Annotated in this window: 13 protein-coding genes; 5 read left to right on the forward strand and 8 right to left on the reverse strand. The window is 54.3% G+C overall.

Annotation, left to right across the window (positions count from 1 at the left end):
• Window positions 1-71: 71 nt before the first annotated feature.
• The 4 genes from ACVBAU_RS02815 (at window position 72) to ACVBAU_RS02830 (ending at window position 4,624) form a co-directional block, all read left to right on the forward strand.
• Window positions 72-926: a hypothetical protein gene (locus tag ACVBAU_RS02815; RefSeq protein ID WP_448327775.1), complete on the forward strand. Its 855-nt coding sequence runs from the start codon at window positions 72-74 to the stop codon at window positions 924-926.
• Window positions 923-1,396, forward strand: a complete 474-nt coding sequence (locus tag ACVBAU_RS02820) for a plasmid mobilization protein (RefSeq protein ID WP_448327777.1) — start codon at window positions 923-925, stop codon at window positions 1,394-1,396. The genes ACVBAU_RS02815 and ACVBAU_RS02820 overlap by 4 nt, the downstream gene beginning before the upstream one ends.
• Window positions 1,390-2,913 carry a relaxase/mobilization nuclease domain-containing protein gene (locus ACVBAU_RS02825; protein WP_448327779.1) on the forward strand — a complete coding sequence of 508 codons (1,524 nt, stop codon included), beginning with the start codon at window positions 1,390-1,392 and terminating at the stop codon, window positions 2,911-2,913. The genes ACVBAU_RS02820 and ACVBAU_RS02825 overlap by 7 nt, the downstream gene beginning before the upstream one ends.
• Window positions 2,914-3,040: 127 nt before the next feature.
• On the forward strand, window positions 3,041-4,624 hold the full coding sequence (locus tag ACVBAU_RS02830; protein WP_448327781.1) for an ATP-dependent nuclease: 1,584 nt from the start codon (window positions 3,041-3,043) through the stop codon (window positions 4,622-4,624).
• A 56-nt stretch (window positions 4,625-4,680) separates the two neighbouring features.
• Here ACVBAU_RS02830 and ACVBAU_RS02835 read toward each other — a convergent pair whose 3' ends face one another.
• The 4 genes from ACVBAU_RS02835 to ACVBAU_RS02850 form a co-directional block, all read right to left on the reverse strand.
• Window positions 4,681-4,995: a HigA family addiction module antitoxin gene (locus ACVBAU_RS02835; protein WP_448327783.1), complete on the reverse strand. Its 315-nt coding sequence runs from the start codon at window positions 4,993-4,995 to the stop codon at window positions 4,681-4,683.
• 128 nt (window positions 4,996-5,123) lie between these two features.
• On the reverse strand, window positions 5,124-9,113 hold the full coding sequence (locus tag ACVBAU_RS02840) for a type ISP restriction/modification enzyme (protein ID WP_448327785.1): 3,990 nt from the start codon (window positions 9,111-9,113) through the stop codon (window positions 5,124-5,126).
• Between the two features lie 13 nt (window positions 9,114-9,126).
• The gene (locus ACVBAU_RS02845; protein ID WP_448327787.1) at window positions 9,127-12,258 is read right to left on the reverse strand and encodes a helicase-related protein; all 3,132 of its coding nucleotides are present in this window, start codon (window positions 12,256-12,258) and stop codon (window positions 9,127-9,129) included.
• A gap of 409 nt (window positions 12,259-12,667) precedes the next feature.
• A complete protein-coding gene (locus ACVBAU_RS02850; protein WP_448327789.1) occupies window positions 12,668-13,090 on the reverse strand; it encodes a helix-turn-helix domain-containing protein in 423 nt (140 codons plus the stop codon).
• Between the two features lie 367 nt (window positions 13,091-13,457).
• Here ACVBAU_RS02850 and ACVBAU_RS02855 point away from each other — a divergent pair, with 367 nt between their 5' ends.
• A complete protein-coding gene (locus tag ACVBAU_RS02855; RefSeq protein WP_448327791.1) occupies window positions 13,458-14,552 on the forward strand; it encodes a tyrosine-type recombinase/integrase in 1,095 nt (364 codons plus the stop codon).
• A gap of 234 nt (window positions 14,553-14,786) precedes the next feature.
• Here ACVBAU_RS02855 and leuB read toward each other — a convergent pair whose 3' ends face one another.
• The 4 genes from leuB to leuD all read right to left on the reverse strand — a co-directional run bounded on the left by leuB (window position 14,787) and on the right by leuD (window position 18,709).
• On the reverse strand, window positions 14,787-15,893 hold the full coding sequence (leuB, locus tag ACVBAU_RS02860; protein ID WP_138924526.1) for a 3-isopropylmalate dehydrogenase: 1,107 nt from the start codon (window positions 15,891-15,893) through the stop codon (window positions 14,787-14,789).
• Window positions 15,894-15,958: 65 nt separating this feature from the next.
• The gene (locus tag ACVBAU_RS02865; protein ID WP_448328894.1) at window positions 15,959-16,924 is read right to left on the reverse strand and encodes an endonuclease/exonuclease/phosphatase family protein; all 966 of its coding nucleotides are present in this window, start codon (window positions 16,922-16,924) and stop codon (window positions 15,959-15,961) included.
• Between the two features lie 11 nt (window positions 16,925-16,935).
• Window positions 16,936-17,781, reverse strand: coding sequence for a hypothetical protein (locus ACVBAU_RS02870; RefSeq protein ID WP_335744914.1), 846 nt, complete (start codon window positions 17,779-17,781; stop codon window positions 16,936-16,938).
• Window positions 17,782-18,103: 322 nt separating this feature from the next.
• On the reverse strand, window positions 18,104-18,709 hold the full coding sequence (gene leuD, locus ACVBAU_RS02875; protein ID WP_138924524.1) for a 3-isopropylmalate dehydratase small subunit: 606 nt from the start codon (window positions 18,707-18,709) through the stop codon (window positions 18,104-18,106).
• Between the last annotated feature and the right edge of the window lies 1 nt (window position 18,710).

The following is an 18,710-nucleotide window of genomic DNA, read 5'->3' on the forward strand; positions in this document are numbered from 1 at the left end:
CTGAAACGGCAGAAATCTCGTACAAAACCTGTACAAAATTCGCACGTCCTTGCGCACTTTGGAGCCTTCCAATGAGCTGGCGGGTTGCGAATACATGCGCGGAACGGAAGTTCGGCAGCGCAACGCGCAAGCAGATCATCATGTTCTTGGCTGATAAGGCGAGTGATGACGGTTCGGGCATCTGGTGTTCAAAGGGCACGATTCAGCGACATACCGAGCTAGGGGAAACAACAGTCAAGCGAACCGTCCGCGAGTTCCTCAAAGAAGGTATCCTAGTCGAGACCGGTGCACGCACCTGCAAGAACGGTTTCACCGTCGTTTACCGTATCGATCTTGCGAAGGTGGAGGCGCTTGAGCCTTCCCTTGAGCCCGAGATTGAGACGGGGTCCACAGTGGCCCCCGTCCAGTCTGGCCCCGGTACGGGGGTCACTGTGGCCGGGGTACCGGGGCCACCACGGCCCCCAAACCATCCTAAAACCATCCATAAACCACCTACGCGCAGGCGCGAGGCGGTGGAGGATGAAGAGGCTGAGAAGATTTTGGTGGCGTATCCGCCCGACCGACTGCGTGGCAAAGCGGCCTGCCTTGCCCAGATCGAAGAGGCCGTGAAGGAAGGGATTGCACCGGAGGACTTGCGGCAGGCCGTCCAAGCCTACGCAAACGACAGCGCTGGGTTTACCCGCTCCAAGGTCTGCTTTTCCGATAACTGGTTTCAGACGCGGCGTTGGCAAGCCTATGTTGAGAATCAGGCGGAGGACCGAGAAAAGACAGCGGCGTTGCAGGCCGATCACCATGCGCGTCTAGCCTGCTGGATCAGCGACCGCAGCCCGATGTGCAAACACATCACGGCCCCGCAGGTGACGGCGTTGCTTGCCTCAAAGCTGGTAACGCAGGCGCAAGTCCAAGCCGCAGGCCTCAGATCATGACCGCAACCGATCCCACCGAAGAGCAAACAGCAAGGCGACCCATGTCATACGCTGGCGCTGCTGACACGGGACCTTGCGAGGGGCGGCACGCCTCCCCTTCGAACCCCACCGGCGCGGGCAAAGCCCGCACCAAAGAGCCGCTGACCGAGACGTTTGTCTTTCGGTGCTCAGCGGCGGAGAAGGCTCAGCTGCGCGCCAAGGCTGAGGCCGCTGGCCTGCCCGCTGCGACCCTGCTGCGCGAGGCGCTTGGCCTGACCGAGGCGCGCCGCCGCAAGCCCATTCCCCGCGTCGATCCAGCGCTGGTGCTGGCCGTCGGGCGCATTGGCGGCAACCTTAACCAGATCGCCCGATGGCTGAATCGCGCGATGTTAGCGGGCCGCGTTGATCTTGACGCGCTCACCGTTGCCCGCCGCCTGCTGACTATCGAGCGCCAGCTGGCCCAGATCGTCGAGGCTGCACGCCGATGCTGATCAAGTTCTTTCGCAACGGCAAAGGCGCGGGCGCGGGTCCGGTCGGCTACCTCGTCGCGGACAAGGTGCTGGCCCACGACGAGAACCGCGACCTGATCCGCGATGCGGACGGCCAACCGATGACCGTAAAGCGGGAACCCTTGCCCGAGGTCCTGCGCGGCAATCCCGACCGCACCGAAGCCCTGATCGATGCCAGCCGCCACCAATGGACCTACCGCGCGGGCGTGATCAGCTTTGCCGCCGAGGATGCCCCAACAGAGGAACAGCAGGCCGAGGTCATGGACGGGTTCGAGTATCTGGCCTTCGCGGGGCTGGACCCGACGCAATATGAGGTGCTCTGGGTCCGACATACCCACGAAGACCGTGTCGAGCTTCATTTCTGCACGCCGCGCCTGGAACTGACCTCGGGGCGGAGCCTGAACATCGCGCCGCCCGGCTATCAGAACGCGTTCGATTCCTTGCGCGACGTAATGAACCAGCGCCACGGCTGGGCCGATCCGATGGAACTGGAGCGCACCCAAGAGGTCCGCGACACCATCGAAACCCCAACCCGCGCCCAAGGCCGCGACGAGCTGCACGCATGGCTACAGGACCAGATCAGCGTCGGCCTGATCACAGACCGCGCAACCATGATCGATGCCCTCACAGACGCGGGCTACGACCTGCCGCGCGTCGGTAAAGCATACCTGACCGCCCGCGATCCCGACACGGACGAACGCTGGCGTCTAAAAGGAGATATTTTTCATGAAGACTGGCAAGCCGACCCGACTGAGCGAGAAATTGAACGCGGAACTGGACATGATACGGCAGGACTACGCCGCCTCGATGGCATCCCAATTGGAGAACTTCAGGACCGATTTGAACAGCATTGCGACCAGCGCGCAGCGTACAATCGAGATCGATACCCGCACCTTTCTGCGACAGAACAAGAGCTGGCTGACGATCTCGCCCTGGCTGATCACGGGGACGTTCTTGGCGGGGATCGTCTCGATGATGGCCGCGAGCTTGCTCTGGACGCTGATACTGACCAGCTCGGAACTGACGGACTTGGGCCTGACGCGGATCGACAGGGAGGACGGGACCTGGCTGGTGCTGGACCCGACCAAGACGCGGTTGAGAACCTGCACAATGGGCGGCAGATCAGTGACCTGCATCAAGATCGAGGAGGATTAGATGACGACACCCCTGACAGCCTTGGAACGCGACTTGCTCGCCTGCGTCGAGCGGTTGGTGACGGCCTGCGAGGTCTCAGCAAAGGAATTGAGCGGCTTAGAGGAACGCTCGACGACCAAGATGCAGAGCCAGATGGATGGATTGGCCGCCTCCGTGTCGGTGCTCATTCAATCGCAAACGGCGTCCGTGGCTGCGTTGCACGGCTTGTTGAGCGAGGGCTCGAACTACGCGAGGCTGCGCACGCAACTCGAGACCAGCTTGAAATTAGTGAAGGACGCCGAAGAGAGGCTGAGACAGAGCTAGAAGACCGGGAGGTCGAGATGGACAGGGGGCTGACGCATTAGGATTCGCTCAGGTCGGCTTTGCCGGACAAAATAGGCTTTCCGGGTTATTACCCCAGCGTCTGCTTGCCTCCCACACCGTTTGAGTATTCTACTACAACCACTGTGTGATTGGATAAGTGGGAATAACTTGAGCTATCGTAAATCTAGTTTGGACAAGAAGAATTCAGATTGGTTCGCAAACGACCATTCGAAAGCCACCTTAGCCAGCATGGGACTTTCCAAAGGTAGCATACGCGGCATCAAGAATTGCAAGTTAGATTTCGAATATCCCATTTCGGCAATCGCTGGCACCAACGGATCAGGCAAGTCAACACTATTGGCCATGGCGGCATGTGCCTTCCACAACAACCCCAAGGGTTACACGCCGTCATTGCGGGCACAAACCTACTATACTTTCAAAGATTTCTTCATCCAGTCGGATGACGAGATGCCGGTCCAAGGGGTAGAAATACGTTATGGAATTCGTCACAACGCTTGGAGAGGAAAAAAGAAGGAACGCTTGGGCTTTCAAGTTCGGACCAAGAGAAAGGGCGGGCGCTGGAACGACTACAACACGAGGGTCAAGCGAAATGTTATTTACTTTGGGGTCCAAAGAGTCGTTCCGCATTTTGAACGCAGCGTTCACAAATCCTACCGCTCCCGTTTCAAGCCTGGGACACTCCCAAAAGAAACGAAGCTAAAAATTGCGAAGATTGCTGGGCGAATAATCGGGAAGTCGTATGCCGACTTCGACAGCTATGAGCACGGTAAATATTCCCTGCCCCGCGTAACCTCGGCAGGAATTTCCTACTCAGGCTTCAATATGGGAGCCGGAGAAAGTGCTGTATTCGAAATCCTAACTGCTCTGTTTCAAGCTGGGTCCGGAACATTAATCATCGTTGATGAGATTGAGCTCGGGTTACACGAAAAAGCTCAAATAAGGCTACTTGAACAACTCAAAAAGCTGTGTTGGGAACTGAAATGCCAAGTTATCTGTTCGACCCATTCGCATGCTGTCTTAAGTAGTTTGCCTCCGGAGGGACGCTTCTTCATCGAGAATATTGGCTCATCTACCCTTGTAACCAAAGGAATTTCAGCAGATTTCGCATGTGGCAAGATGGGAAAGCCTAACGCGGAGGAACTCGACATATTTGTAGAAGATGGCAACGCCGCAACGATAGTTGAACAAGCTCTACCGCTTTCGGTTCGAAAGCGGTGTAAAGTCCATGCAATTGGCTCTCACAGTGCGGTCTTGCGCCAAATAACGAGTCGATACCTTGAGGGAGTTGATAACAGCATTTGTATTCTTGACGGGGATCAATCCAGCGCCTTCGATAAAGCTACCAAGAAGGTCGTAGACGGCTCCGAAGCAAGCACCGCAGAGGAAAAATCAAAAGTTTCAGATTGGGCGAAGGACAGAATTCTCTACTTGCCCGGAGACACGTGGCCTGAAAACTGGCTACTAGAAACGGCAATCAAAGCACTTGAGAATGACCTACTTGGTGATCCTAGCGGTACAGCGAAAGCTTGGGGATTAGCTGGCGACGCAGAACTCTTAGTTTTGTTGCAGGAAGCTAACTTAGCCGACAAGCACAACGAGTTTTTTGAACTTTCAGAACTTGTAAAACTTGATGTCGATAGAGTTCGTGAAGACGTATGTCGACTAGTATTGGCCATGGCACCCAAGGAATTCACTGACTTGATCGCTTCCATTGAGATGAAGTTACCTTGATATTTATCGGATGCCCAAATTTACGCGTGCAGGAAATGACCTAGTACATGTCTCCTTCATTTGAGCAAAACTGACTCTAGGAAATCTATCACAAGCGGTTCAATGTCAGATACATCAATTTCCTTGGCCGCTACTGCCATGTCGTAATTCGTCTGCAAGTTCACCCAATAAGCCGGAGTCGTGTTGAACACGCGGGCGAGCCGCAGCGCCGTGTCGGGCGTGATCCCAGTCGTGCCCTTGATCAACCGCTCAATCCGCGTCCGAGGCACATCCAGACGCCGCGCAAACGCGATTGCCCCCATGTCCAGGGGATCAAGGTAAAGCTCCTTCAGGACTTCACCGGGGTGCATTGGTTCTTCAAGCATGCTCATCAGCGTATCCTCTCTCAATGGTAATCGACAATCTCGACATAAGCAGGGCCGTTAGCCACCGACGTGCTACTTTCACGTGATATTCGGTGAATTCTCGGACCAGCGAGGGCCGCTGATTGTTACCTTGATCAACTAGCGAACCTCTGCCGGATGTAAGTGTGTTGTTCACTTGCATTCAAGCTGACGGTGGCATTCCCACGGCGGATGAAGAATTCATGTTGGCTCTGGAAATCGACGAATACTGGCTCCTTCGCAGCAAGGACATCGATCACGCAAACGATCTTTTCGTCTCGCACATCAGCGAAACGCATCTTACAGTGCAAGGTATATGGCGCACCAATAGCTGAAGAAAACACGCTCAAGAGCCTGTTCTCAAACGCATCGAGGCTGTCTTTGACTAGTTTTAGGTCATGCTCTAGGCCAATGATTTCTTTGTCGTCCGTCACCCCGATTACAAGAGTACCGCCATCTGCGTTCATAAATGCTGCGAGCGTCTTCAGAACCTGTTTCTGAAGTAACTTGTTTTGCTTTCCCTCTCGCATATCCCATTGGAAAGTGCTCTTGAACTCAAGATCCCTGCTCTCGTCCGCTACGATGATATCTTCCACAGATGGGGGCGGCGGGGGCGATTGATAAAACGCCCCCGGCCAGCCGCCATGTTTCTCAATTGCGGCATCGACTTCGTCCATGAGACGCTGCGTGTCGGTGAGGGCGACGACGACCCGGCGGTAGTGCAGGATGTCGTCATCCGACAGGATGCGACCCGGGTGCGGGTTCTTGCCACCCTTACCGGCGCGATCCTTCAGCCACTTGTGGCAGACCTGGTACCCGCCGACATGGAATTCCCACGTGGCTTTAGGCACATCCTCGAACCAACGGAAGCCGTTGATCATGATCTTACCGTTCTCAAATTTTGGATAACTTTTCTCCACCCGTGCCTCGCCGGTCCCGGCAAAGCGAATGTTGGGTGTTTCTAAGCCTGGCGTCTCCTCTGAGCGCAGTAGGTGCAGATCTACAAGGTCATGGCCAATCTGGACGAGATCGGCGAACGTGGTACGATTTTTGGGAGTGGGGATGCGTGGGAAGTCAGACCTTAGGAATTCAGCATATCGGCTGCGATAGCCTGGACTGTGGAGCACTGCATAAATGTAATCAAAAAGATCACGGGGTCCGAAGGTTGTGTTCAAGTCTCCGCGCCCGTCCCACTGAACGTCAAGCAAGCCAAGCTGCTCAGCTCTGAGTTTCTGAAAGTCAGGACCAAGGCTTGATTGCGCGCCACGCGGCAAACCATCTTCATATGATAGATTGACGGTTTCTCCGAATTTCTTTGCTACACGTCGATCAATATTTGGACGAAGATGATCTTCACCATTTGAAGGAGAGAGCCACAACGGCGCAAGATGACATTGTTTCGTGCTCTCTGCGCACTTGGCTTCTACCGGATGATCCACCGCAAGGAAATGCTCAGGCGAAGGGTTCCGCGTTGATTTTCCAAGGCTTAGGCCAAGTGCTTGGGGCTGTAGCATCGACGCCATTACAGCCCGAGCCGGAGTATCCAGAAAATTATCCATATAGAATAAATGCCGAGTGTCGAATGGCCTGTACGCGAGTTTTGAAACCGAACCTGCAATCCTGCGATCTTCCATGCCTCGGACGCTCGACAAAGCTGATGAGGCCTTACCTTCGTTCGCCCATGAGCCTGACCAACGCGCGCCAAGCTTAACTGATCTTCTCTCAAGACTTTCGTCCGAGTCGCGAAACTCAATGATCCGCTCCACCACCTCGTTGGCTTCGTACCCTATTACGAATTTGTCACGCGCTGTCACGATAGCGCCCCGAATTAACGGCATAATAGATTCCAAATATCCCCAGCTTTCGTAGGTGTTGCGTTCGCTCGACGTTTCAATTGCAAAAAGGTAGTTTGGCGCTTTGGGGAAGATCTCTTCTCCTCGCAAAAGCTCAGCACTGATCAATCTTTCGAACTTTTCTTCCCGAGACCCCTTTATCCCGTCTATATGGGTCTTGCGGCTCTCTGTTTTCCCCAAGCGTGTTCCGAAATGGACCGCTACGCCTTCAAGGATGTCAAATACGTTTTCGTCTCCCAAGGAATCGTTTGCTTGACCTTGGCTGTATCCATGCAGATCAACGATACTAATAGAAAAATCTTTTTTCCAATGATACCGTAAGCCAGACAGTAGAGGTGCCTCCAGGAAGGAATTGCTAGTGATTAATCCAGAAACGCCGGCACCTGCTTGGAGAATTTTTTGGTGCATCAAGGCGATGAACTTCACGTAATCATTTTGAACGGCCCTTTCCAATTCAAGATGACCACGCTTAACTACCGGAGTCCCTTCAATTAGCTTGAAATTCTGAACTAGTTGTTTTTGCGCGTTAGTTAGGTTTTTCGATTCTCTCGAATATGGTGGGTTCCCAAGTACAATCGTGAAGCGAGGGTGAACTTTAGCTTGGTTTGCCGCATGGGCCTCATGCGCCAACGCCTCGGACATAAAGTCAAACTCCATGTCCAAATCACGCTCCGGTTCCAACGCATTAGTAAGAAAAATCCTTGCTCGCTCATCCGACCCAAAGGCATAGCCCGTCTCCGACAGCTTCAGCCCCACCTTCATATGCGCGATTGTGTAAGGTGCCATCATCAGTTCAAAGGCTGTCAGTCGCGGTAAGAGATGCGCTGGCACATAGGCGTTCCAGGCGTCATTGACCTCGGCCCCCGACATGCCTTCGGATTTCCAGTGCTCGCACATCCGATTGTAAATCAAGTCTATCACTTCAACGAGAAAAGTGCCCGTGCCGGTGGCCGGATCGAGGATCTGGACGAATGGTGCGTTAGGCTGCACATGATCTGGAAGGGTGATGCGGTCGTTCCGGGCCGCGACTTCGGCCCAGGTGCTCGTGTCGGCAAGACCCAAAGGCAAACTAAATTCGTTTCGCAGGATTTCATCAACACCGCGCACGATGAAGTTCACAACCGGACGGGGAGTGTAAAAGACCCCACGTTGCATGCGTTTTTGCGGATCGTATTCCTTAAGAAACAGCTCATAGAAGTGGATGACCGGGTCTTCCTTGGGGTTACGATCCCCAAAGTCTCGCAGGACTGCTTCCATATTGGCTGCGTTCAGCATGTCGACCACGTCGCGCACACCAAGCTCGTCGAAGTCCATGCTTGATCTTTTGTCACGCCCGCCAATCTTTAGGAAGTTGGCAAAGAGTTCTTTGAGAAACGGGTTGGTTTTTGGCACCATATCCGCCAGGTTGTCGGCGATAATACCCTCGGGTCGGGAAATCCGAGCGGCAAGCATCCCGTAAGAAATTGTCTGGGCGAACATGTCCGCAAAGCCATCATCATCGAGGTCATGGATAAGGTTCTTGCGAAAGGCGGAAAGCATAGTCCGCATCGGCCCCGTTTCTTCCTCCGCCTTAAGGAGCTGGTTTACCCGCGCTCTTATATCCGAGGCCAGTTCGGCAAGCTGCAACGCCAGATCTTTGGACGTTCGGATCGCCTCGTTCAAGCGCAACTCGAAAGCCGACGCCCAAGTTTCCCGCCAGCTTTCAGTATCTTCCGCATCATCGGGCCAGATCAGTTTTTCGCGAAGGAGCTTGGCCGCATGTTCGTTGTGGAGTTTTGTGTCCTGAGCATTCCAGCCGAGCACTTTCATGACGGGCAGATCGCCTGTACTTTTGCCGTCCGAGAAGTGAACAAAAGCGAGTTCACGCGCGCCTGACTGGCCGAAACTGGCGGCGAAGATTAGGTCACTCTTATCCCACGCGCGCCGCTCTGAGGATTGTGCGCCTGCACGTTTCTTGACGACGAGTGCCTTCAGGATGCGGCGCAACACCGTGACAGGAATCACTTTGTCTTCCATTGAAATGAAGAAGATTCCCCAAGGCTGATTGGTTGCCAGCGGGCGGAGCTGATGGATTTCGCGGATCTTTGCTACTTCGTCTTTCTTCAGGCCAAGTTCATCGGCTTCATATTCGAAAACAATGTCATCGAAGCCATAGTCCTCGCCAATTGGCCACTCTAGGTGATCACGCAACAGCTCAACCAGTTGCTCGAAGTTGGAAACGTTCTCGACGTCGGAGGCGGTTAGACTGACCATTTAATAAGTACCTTCAATTCAATTCCATCCATGCCTTCAAGCTAGGTTTGACCCCAACAGGGGCCTGGACCTTTCGCAAGTATGTTTTGGCGATGTGCTTCTCTACAGACTTCAGGACTTCCGACAGAAGATCGGAATCAAGCCGAACGCGTCTGGAGGTATCTGGCTCGCACTGGACAAATTCGATGATTTTGGCGGCATCGTCCAATATTTTTTCACCTTCTAGGTCATACAAATACCACTTCGTGTCTCCAGCATCAGCAGTCCAAACATCCGTTCCTTCCCTGCTCGAGGCGTCTGGGTCGTAAGCGGGCCGAGAGAAGCAAAAGAACACTGCTTGTGCTCCTTTTTGCGAATGCTGTCTTCCGGAGAACACGCCGTTGGGCAGGGCCGTTAGCACCGTCTCAAGTTCAGGGTCGGCGGCGATCAGATCCTGCCATTCCAGATGCATCTGTTCATCCGGGCTGGCGGTTCCTTCATATTGTTCTGCGAAGTTTCTCAGGTCTTCGTAGTCGTCGTCTTCACGCAGAAGCTTCCTACCCTCAATGCCGAGTGTCTTAGAAATTCGAAGCGTTTTGTGTGAAACTCGATTGAAAAGCCGAAGGAGTTCATCAAGTTCGTCTGGTGGTAGGAAGTTCCAGTAACCTACGGTTCCACGCAGCTTCGTTTGATCAGGATGATCAGCTACAATTCGCTTTTCGATCTCCGGGTTCATTCGACGATCCACGCGGCCAATTCTTTGCATGAGCCTTACTGGGTTCCAGTGTAAATCATAGTTGATCAGTCTCGTGGCATCCTGAAGGTTCAGGCCTTCAGAAAGTACGTCTGTCGAAACCAACACTCTAATTTCGCGTTGCCCACGTAAAGCTAGGTCTTCAGAACTAGACTCATTATAATACGGTGCGAACCGTTGTATGATGCTGGAGCGGTCACCCTTGGTCCCGCTGTCGATCTGATCCACGCCATCGATTCCAGCTTCTTTTAGTTGTTCCGCGATGTAACGCGCGGTTTCACCAAATTCCGAGAAGATGATAACTTTTTGGTCCTTTAGGACAGGATCGTTTCTAAGTAGCTTCTTGAGCTCATTTAGTTTCTTATCTTGTGATGGTTTGAATTTTTCGAGCTCGTTTAAGAAGTCAGCTAACTGGTCTAAGTCCTGGATCGTGTCATGGACAATCTTTTCAACATCGAAGTCCACGCGGGAAAGCTTTTCTACGCTTTCCCGTAGCTCTTCAGGATATAGGTCTTCTTCGCTATCGGCTTCGTCTAATAAATCAAGCTGCGGCCTATACCCAATTAGTTTTCCATTGCGTCGTTTCCACCGTTCTACAGCCTCACGTTCATGATCGGACCCTGCGTTGACATCCAACCAAGCGAGGAGCTTGTAAAGCAGTCTCCAACACGACAACCTGAAAGCTTCTGCCGAGCTTTCAAATCGCTTCAAGAAATTTGTTCGAATCAGGGCAACGACTTGCGTACGACGGCCCTTTTCCATCGCTGGGATAATCTCAGGATCGTCACCTTTATAGTAGGCATATGGGTTGTAGATGCCGAGCGTAAATAGAGGAACACGCTTGTGGAAAGCGTCGGCCACCATATCGAGTAGCTTCCCGTATGTCTGCTTGACGGAGTACTCTGCAACTTTAGGCTTTCGAGGCTCGGGGAACACTACCGCGTCTCCGCTCTCACGCTGCATGCTGGCTTTCACATAGTTTCGGCTTCGCTGAACAACCAATGAGTCAAATAATGAGTCTGTTGAAAATAGATCCCCGATGTCGGCGCTATTGATCTCTGCAACTTCCTCGTCACCACCCGAGCGCAACTGACTCTCAATTGACCTTTCCAGTTGGCGAACATGGCCAGCTAACGAGTGGATGCCTAAAGGAGCATCTGCGAAATGATCTGAACGGTGCCTTGAGAACAATTCCACCATGTGTTGGAAGTCCAGGAGGCTGTTGTTGATTGGCGTGGCGGTAAGCATGTAGATTTCCTTGTCTTCAGCAAGGTCATAGAGTTGCCAGTAGCGAGACTTGCGCTTCGCACCGTCTTCGCCTCGTGTTCCCGTGTTACGAAAATGATGAGCTTCATCAATGATTATGACATCGGCTTGAGCTTTAACTTGCTCTAGCTCCTCTTGCATCTTCTCGCGGGTCAAGTCCGTGTGGCTGAATATTTTTAGTCTGCTAAAGCCCTTAAACACGTCAGGCAGGCGGTTTCTGAGCTCGCGTTCCCAAACCGGCGCTTTCGCTGATTTGGGGACGAATAGTGCAACATTTTTGGACTCATGCTGAACAAATCGCTCGATTAACATCAGTCCAATAAATGTCTTGCCAAGCCCGACCCCATCGCAAAGAAACGCGCCGCCGTATTTGCCAGCTCGCTTTAAGAGTGCGCCGTATCCATCTTGCTGGTATTTCGCTAAGATGGGATAGAGCTTTGAAGTATTTTTCTCCCATTCGGTGGCAGTCTCCTCGTGCCCAGCGAAGTAAAGTTGAAGGGAACGCGCATACACGTCAAAGGGCCGATACTCCTTTGTATGCCTTTCAATGGTTTCTAAGACTTCTACGGAAACATCTTCGGCTTCTTCCCATCTCTCTTCATACCACTCCTGCAGTACGGCAACTGGAGATCCGGTGATCTGGACATTCAACTCGATATTCTGCGTTAGTCCGGGCACCGTAAAGTTTGATGAGCCAACAAGTGCAGTTGATCCTACCACGTCTAGGCGCGCATGGGTAATATAGGCTTTGGCGTGAAACTTATCCTTTCGGTAGACTCTACATTCGATCTTTCCTGATCTAATCGCTTCTACGATCGCCGGAACGCCCTCTAAGAAGTGGTTCTTGTCCTTCTCTTGCTCGATACTTCGGTCGAGGCGATAGACGATTTCTTTTAGTCCAGCTTCGAAAGCTCGCTTCGTCCGTTTCGAAACCTCGTCACCCATCAGAAGCCGTATCTTATCTACCTTTTGCCACTCGTCACCAAGTGCAAGCAGCGCTCCGATCTCAAAATAACCGGTTGCAATATCGATCGTTTTCGAGAGCTGACACCAGTCGTGCAGGTATCTGAGCGCCTTCCAATCTTCGGCGCTATTGTCGACAATGAATAACTCACTTCCCGACCTATGGCTCTCACGTTTTGGCATTCTAACTCCTTTGGGCGGTCTAATGACAATCGACAAAACTCTTGAAACATTAAGTAGCCTCACCTTTTTTTGGAAGCGGTTTCGGTGCGGGCTTCCAGGCTCTTTTGACTATTCAGCGATTAAGTTCTCAAGCCGTCGACTCGCGAAATGCAAGGTAAGAACTGCGCCTGTCAGCACAGGAACAAGAGCGCCCGCCACACCAACACAGATGAGTAGGCATGCCGCGAACAAGCTGAAGTCGGTGCCGCTGGCAAAGAACTTGAAATGAAGAAAACCCGCGAGATATACGGCACAGGCGCCCAAGTATAAGTCATAAATTGGGGACAAAGGGTCGATAGCGGTTCGTTGCGCCCGTTCCAAAGCGGCCCTGCGTATACGCTTCCAGTTATCGCTTGGTGATTGCATCTGGTTACTCCCTTGCGAATTCAATCCAGGTGTGGACTTCATCATTTGAAACTTCCCGACCCTTGACGTGTGATTCATACCAACGCGCGACGATTGCCCCGCGCTTCTCACTTTTGATCTTGATGTTGGCGCTTTCCAGGTACTGATCGAGAGACGTCTCAATTCGTTTCAGCGCATCGAAATCGTGACCTGCGCGGATGGATTCCGTGCCAAGCAGCAACCAAGCGACGTCAACCTCGTACTTGACCTGCATCTTGATCAGGGCTTCGACAGGGACGCCGCGCTTTCCTTTTTCGTAGCTGTGATAAGCCCTATGCGAGACCCCAATGGCTTCGGCCATCGCGGCCTGAGAGACGCCTATTTCGCTGCGACAGATCGCTAAGCGCGCGCCTATCTCAGCAAACAAATCAGCATCTTCTCGCGGCATGCAAGTTTCCTAATTGACCATTGCGCACTTTTGTATAAACATAGCACAAAATGACGTATATTTACGTTTCAACCCATCTGACCACGTCAGAAGGTGCAGAACAAGCGATTCCATGCGTACAGAAAACTCAACCCGAACGGATAAGGATGACTGAAATGGCGGAAATCGACAAAACAGACAGCTCGCAAATCCTTGGGCTTGGCAAGACGCCAGCTCAATGGGTCGAGATCATGGCCGAGCGAGAGATTGAGATTTCCGAGCGAACACTGCGCGAACGGGCAAATGATACAGGCGCATTTTATCGGCTTGGTCGCACCATGCTGATCACGCCCGCGCAGATCGACACGATTTTTGAAGGAGGTCAGTCATGCCGCTCCAAATCTACAAGAGGGGTCGCTTCTACTGGGTTAAGGGCTGGGTCGAGTATAACGGCAGGCGCATCGCAGGCCCATACCGGCGAAGCACTAAGGCATCTACAGAAGCGGGCGCACGGGACTGGGTAGCGCTTGAAACCGAAATGCAGATACGTCGACATGTTGTTGGCGATGAGATCAGCAAAACATTTTCAGATGCAATCCTGCTCTACAACGCCTCCAAAGAAGACGCTGAGCGACTCATTCCAATTGTCAAAGCAATTGGGGCCATGCCGCTGACAACCATCACAGGCGCTTTGTTGAAGGGGTTTGGGCCAGATTGGAAGCCGATGGCATCGACCGATACTTGGTGGAGGGAAATTATCGTTCCAGCAAGTGCTGTCATCAATAATGCACACCAGTTGTTGGGGACGCCTCTGATCCGCGTAAAGCCCTATGATAAATTTGAACGTATTTCGCAGGACAAACTGCGCGACAAGCCGAGCCGCGTTGAGCGTACCCCTGCGGACAAGGAATGGATCGAAGCGTTCTGTAGCGCAGCTGATCCATACAACGCGGCACTGGTACGGTTCATGTTCGAGACGGCGGCGCGGATCGATCAGGCTGTTTCGTTAGAAGCTCATGATCTGCGGCCCGCCGAGAACAAGGTCAAGGTGAAGGCCCAGAAGGGACACCCCGAGAGCTGGATCACGGTATCGCCAGAGATGATGGACGAGCTGCTCGCCTTGCCACCGAAGCGACCCAAGAACCGCAAGACCGGCAAATTCATGAAGCCCCGCCTTTTTGGCTATGGCAGCTCGACCGGATACAACACACGCTGGAAGACCATCTGCAAGCGGGCTGGTATCCAATACCTATCCGCGCACCAAGCAGGGCGTCATGGGTTCTTCACCGAATTAGTTGTCCGGCAGGGTGTCGATCCCGTAACTGCGGCCAAAGCTGGTCGCTGGGCTGACCCCAATTTGCCTATGCGCATTTATGCCCACGCAGAGACGGATGAGGCCGATGTCAGGGCCCGTTTTCGTACAAACCATGTACAGGAAGACCCTGTACAAACACCCAAACCACAGAAATCAAAGAAGGAATAACGCTATGAACGGTTCCCTCCTAAGGGGCAGGTTATTGGTTCGAATCCAATCGGGGTCACCATTGCTACCTACGCCCTTGGTTAGGGCGGGTGCGGGTTTCACGAAATTTAGGGAAAGTGCTGCGCGGCGGCGTCTGATGCGTCTGGCTATGACGAAGCCGATTTCGCGATCGCGGCGGTGCAGCGGGGATCGGAGTAGCCCAGCCGGTGGTCCGGCAGGGCTGCGTTCTTTGTCTTACAGGCTCGCGTCGAGCGCTGCGAGGATGGCGTCGCCCATTTCCGAGGTCGAGATAGGGGAGCCGCCTTCGGGGCCCATCAGGTCTGCGGTGCGCGCACCATCGGCAAGAACCTGTTCGACGGCTTTTTCCAGACGCGCGGCTTCATCGCCTTGGTCAAAGGAATAGCGCAGCGCCATGGCAAAGCTGAGGATACAGGCGATGGGGTTCGCTTTGCCCTGTCCCGCGATATCGGGCGCGGAGCCGTGGACAGGTTCGTAAAGCGCCTTGGGGCGTCCATCGGCATTCGGGGCACCCAGCGACGCAGAGGGCAGCATCCCCAGTGAACCGGTCAACATCGCGGCGCAGTCGGACAGGATATCGCCGAACAGGTTGTCGGTGACGATCACGTCGAACTGCTTGGGCGCGCGGACCAGCTGCATCGCGCCGTTGTCGGCGTACATGTGGGACAGTTCGACATCGGGGTAATCTTCGTCATGCACTTTTTGCACGACTTCGCGCCACAAGATGCCGCTTTCCATGACGTTGGCTTTTTCCATCGAGCAGACTTTGTTGCCCCGACGACGTGCCAGTTCAAAGGCCGACCGTGCGACGCGGTCAATCTCGGATTCGGTGTAGCGCTGCGTATTGATGCCGACGCGCTCGTTGCCTTCTTCGAATATTCCGCGCGGTTCGCCAAAGTAGACACCCGATGTCAGTTCGCGCACGATCATGATGTCGAGCCCGGCGACGAGCTCTTTCTTCAGCGAGGAGAAATCTGCCAGCGCGTCAAAGCATTGTGCCGGACGCAGGTTCGAGAACAGGTCCATTTCCTTGCGCAGACGCAGCAGGCCGCGTTCGGGTTTGACGCTGAAATCAAGCGCGTCGTACTTTGGCCCGCCGACGGCACCAAGCAAAACAGCGTCCGCCGCCAGTGCTTTGGCCATCGTGTCGTCATGCAAGGGCGTGCCGTGCTTGTCATAGGCGGCGCCGCCAACCAGATCGTGTTCCACGTCAAAGGCCAGATCGCGCTTGTCGCCAAACCAGTCGATGATGCGAACGACTTGGCCCATGACTTCGGGGCCGATGCCGTCACCGGCGAGGATTAGCAATGTTGGGTTGGCCATGCGATGTCTCCTGAAAAATACGTTCACAGCGGCGTAGCGCGGGGAGGGGGAGGGGTCAAGAACGGCTAGCGGTCAAGATCGGCCCAGACCACGCCGTGACGGCTGGCAGCGGGGTCACGCGCAACACCCGACGCCACAACGCGCCAGTCGGTCGAGGGCAGCAGATAGTCGACGCGCATGTCCCCCAAACTGTCGAAGGTGACGGTGGGTTGATCCGCCAGCGGGTCTTGCAGGGCGGGGTGATCCAGCAGGGTCTGGATTGCGACTTTCAACCCTTCGCCTTTGGTCGGATCAAGGTTCGCATCCCCTAACAGGACAACGCGTTCGTTTGGCGGTGGACCAAAGGTGCCTGCCAGATAGTGATCCCAAAACAGAATTTCATCGTGGTTGCGTTTGCCGTTTCTATCCTCTGGTCCGTCGAACACAGGGGGCGTGGCATAGAAGGTCAGCAAGGTTACGGGCGGTTGATCGGGGATGGCGATCGGTACGACCCACGCGCCGTGCGACGCAAGGCGCTGCACCTGTTGCACCGCATCAGAGGGGAAGGGGCCATTCTTTGTTCGGGGCAGCAGCGCATCGGGCAGGTCGCGCCACAGAAATGCGGTATGATCCTGCACGCCAGTGTCGATAAACGGATGACGCGACAGGATCGCCATCGCGCCCGCGCCAAAGAACCGCCCATACCCCTGACCATCACGTGCGCCGCCTGTTTGGCCATCACCATCTATATCCAGCCCCGTGGGGCGTCCGGCATTGGGGGGCAGCGCAAAACGGTGGGGGTAGACGGGACCGCTTTCGCCAAGCACATCTGCGAAAGCACCAAGCGTGGTCCCGTCGAGGTCATAGTCGATGCCTTGCAACACGATGATATCGGCAGAGACATTCGCCAGCAGACGCATCACGGCGCTGATCTGTGGGTCCGACCCTTTGGCCAGATCCCGCAGCAGCAGACCTGGTCCGGCGCGTGATAATTCGGTGTTAAAGGTGGCGATGCGCAGCGGGTCCGCGTTTGCGGCTGTCGCGGCAAGCAGGAAGCCCGCGATCAGGCTGGCTGCAAGCCGTGGTCTTTTTCCGCGTCGTCGGCATAGGCGCGACGGCGTTTCTCTTCGATCATCTCGGCGATCTTGCCCATGGCAATGCCGCGCATGATGATACTGGCAGGAAGGAAGGCCCATGCGGCGACTGTCCAGATCTGGGTATGCGGGTTCTGCAATGTAATCGGGTCTAGCAGATCAGAGGCCGCTTTGACCACCGCGGGGATCAGGAAGGGCAGCAGGAAACCAAGCGCGATATTGACCCGTGCATCCCGTTGCAGCCGATAGATGACGTCTCCGCCCGCTGTTGGGTCAAACAATGGCAGGTTCACCCAAACGTTAAAGGCCCCCTGACGCACAGGCCAGTTCATGATGCGAACCAGCACCAGAAACGCGCCCATCGAGATCAGCGAGATCAGATAGGCCATGCCCGCCGACGTGCGCACCGACGCGACCAGCGCGTCGCTGGCGTTTTCGGGCAGCATCAGAACAATCATACGCACGGGTGAGAAAGGAAAGTCCATCGCGTTGCCGAGGATCGTCCCGATAGAGGTCATCGCCCCGCCCAGAACCGACGGGCTGACCTTTTGCTTCAGGATCAGCGTCAACACGATGACCGTCACCAGCAGGCAGACATAGCGCAGCCGGTTGAACGGCGCGGCATCGCGAAATTCGATGATGCTGGGGAAATTGGAATTGTATTCGATAAACGTGAGGGAACAGGCAATCAGCGCCACCAGCATGGTGATCTGACTGGCATCATTAAGCACAGCGGGTAACATGAGGGCCGGCGTTGCGATCAGCAATGCCACCAGAATGCCACGCGCTGCCGCGCCGGATATACGTGCAATCACAAAACTACCCTTCCAAACTGGCCAGCCACGATACTTTGCCGCGTGCTTGTTCCAACTTGATGCCCTCGGGTGTCGAAGGCCTGCCTCAGAATTGCCTCAATTGTGTCTTCTTTCGCCACATTCCTCAAGAGGATTCCTGACAATGGCGATGGACCTGAGGCAATTAGGGCGCAGGTATGGTGCGATATTGCATCATTACTGCGGCGCGAATAACGCTACCCACGATATGTTGTGGGCATTCACGCGACGCCCACAACTATTTATAACTCTCAACCCACGGTTAGGTCAAGCCAGCGGCCCCAAAGTTCCGCGGCCAAAGGTTTTACACCCAAGGACGCGCCTGTGCGGCAGCAGATTCGAAGCTGTCGATCGAAGCCGCTTTTTCCATGGTCAGGCCGATATCGTCCAGACCGTTCATCAGGCAGTGCTTTTTGAACGCGTCGACCTGGAAGGTAAAGACTTCGCCATCAGAGCTGGTGATCGTCTGCGCCTCAAGGTCCACCTCGATCCGCGCGTTAGATCCCTTATCCGCGTCTTTCATCAGCAGATCGACCTGTTCTTGCGGCAGGGCAATGGGCAGGATGCCGTTCTTGAAACAGTTGCTGTAAAAGATATCCGCAAAACTGGGTGCAATCACGCAGGTGATGCCAAAATCGGCAATCGCCCAAGGCGCGTGTTCGCGCGAAGAGCCACAGCCAAAGTTATCGCCTGCTACCAGAATCTGTGTTTCGCGGTATTGCGGCTTGTTCAGGATGAAATCAGGCACTTCGTTGCCGTCGCGGTCATAGCGCATTTCGTCGAACAGGTTCACCCCAAGGCCCGACCGTTTGATCGTTTTCAGGAACTGCTTGGGGATGATCATATCGGTGTCGATATTCACCATCGGCATGGGGGCCGCGATCCCGGAAAGCTTGTCGAATTTATTCATT

It is taken from the genome of Sulfitobacter sp. M13, assembly GCF_053474885.1.

What these genes read in the sequence shown, in the direction of transcription:
- leuB (WP_138924526.1), bottom strand. Translation starts at nt 15,893, where the DNA reads ATGGCCAACCCAACATTGCTAATCCTCGCCGGTGACGGCATCGGCCCC.
- ACVBAU_RS02820 (WP_448327777.1), top strand. Translation starts at nt 923, where the DNA reads ATGACCGCAACCGATCCCACCGAAGAGCAAACAGCAAGGCGACCCATG.
- ACVBAU_RS02840 (WP_448327785.1), bottom strand. Translation starts at nt 9,113, where the DNA reads ATGGTCAGTCTAACCGCCTCCGACGTCGAGAACGTTTCCAACTTCGAG.
- ACVBAU_RS02855 (WP_448327791.1), top strand. Translation starts at nt 13,458, where the DNA reads ATGCCGCTCCAAATCTACAAGAGGGGTCGCTTCTACTGGGTTAAGGGC.
- ACVBAU_RS02850 (WP_448327789.1), bottom strand. Translation starts at nt 13,090, where the DNA reads ATGCCGCGAGAAGATGCTGATTTGTTTGCTGAGATAGGCGCGCGCTTA.
- ACVBAU_RS02815 (WP_448327775.1), top strand. Translation starts at nt 72, where the DNA reads ATGAGCTGGCGGGTTGCGAATACATGCGCGGAACGGAAGTTCGGCAGC.
- leuD (WP_138924524.1), bottom strand. Translation starts at nt 18,709, where the DNA reads ATGAATAAATTCGACAAGCTTTCCGGGATCGCGGCCCCCATGCCGATG.
- ACVBAU_RS02845 (WP_448327787.1), bottom strand. Translation starts at nt 12,258, where the DNA reads ATGCCAAAACGTGAGAGCCATAGGTCGGGAAGTGAGTTATTCATTGTC.
- ACVBAU_RS02825 (WP_448327779.1), top strand. Translation starts at nt 1,390, where the DNA reads ATGCTGATCAAGTTCTTTCGCAACGGCAAAGGCGCGGGCGCGGGTCCG.
- ACVBAU_RS02835 (WP_448327783.1), bottom strand. Translation starts at nt 4,995, where the DNA reads ATGAGCATGCTTGAAGAACCAATGCACCCCGGTGAAGTCCTGAAGGAG.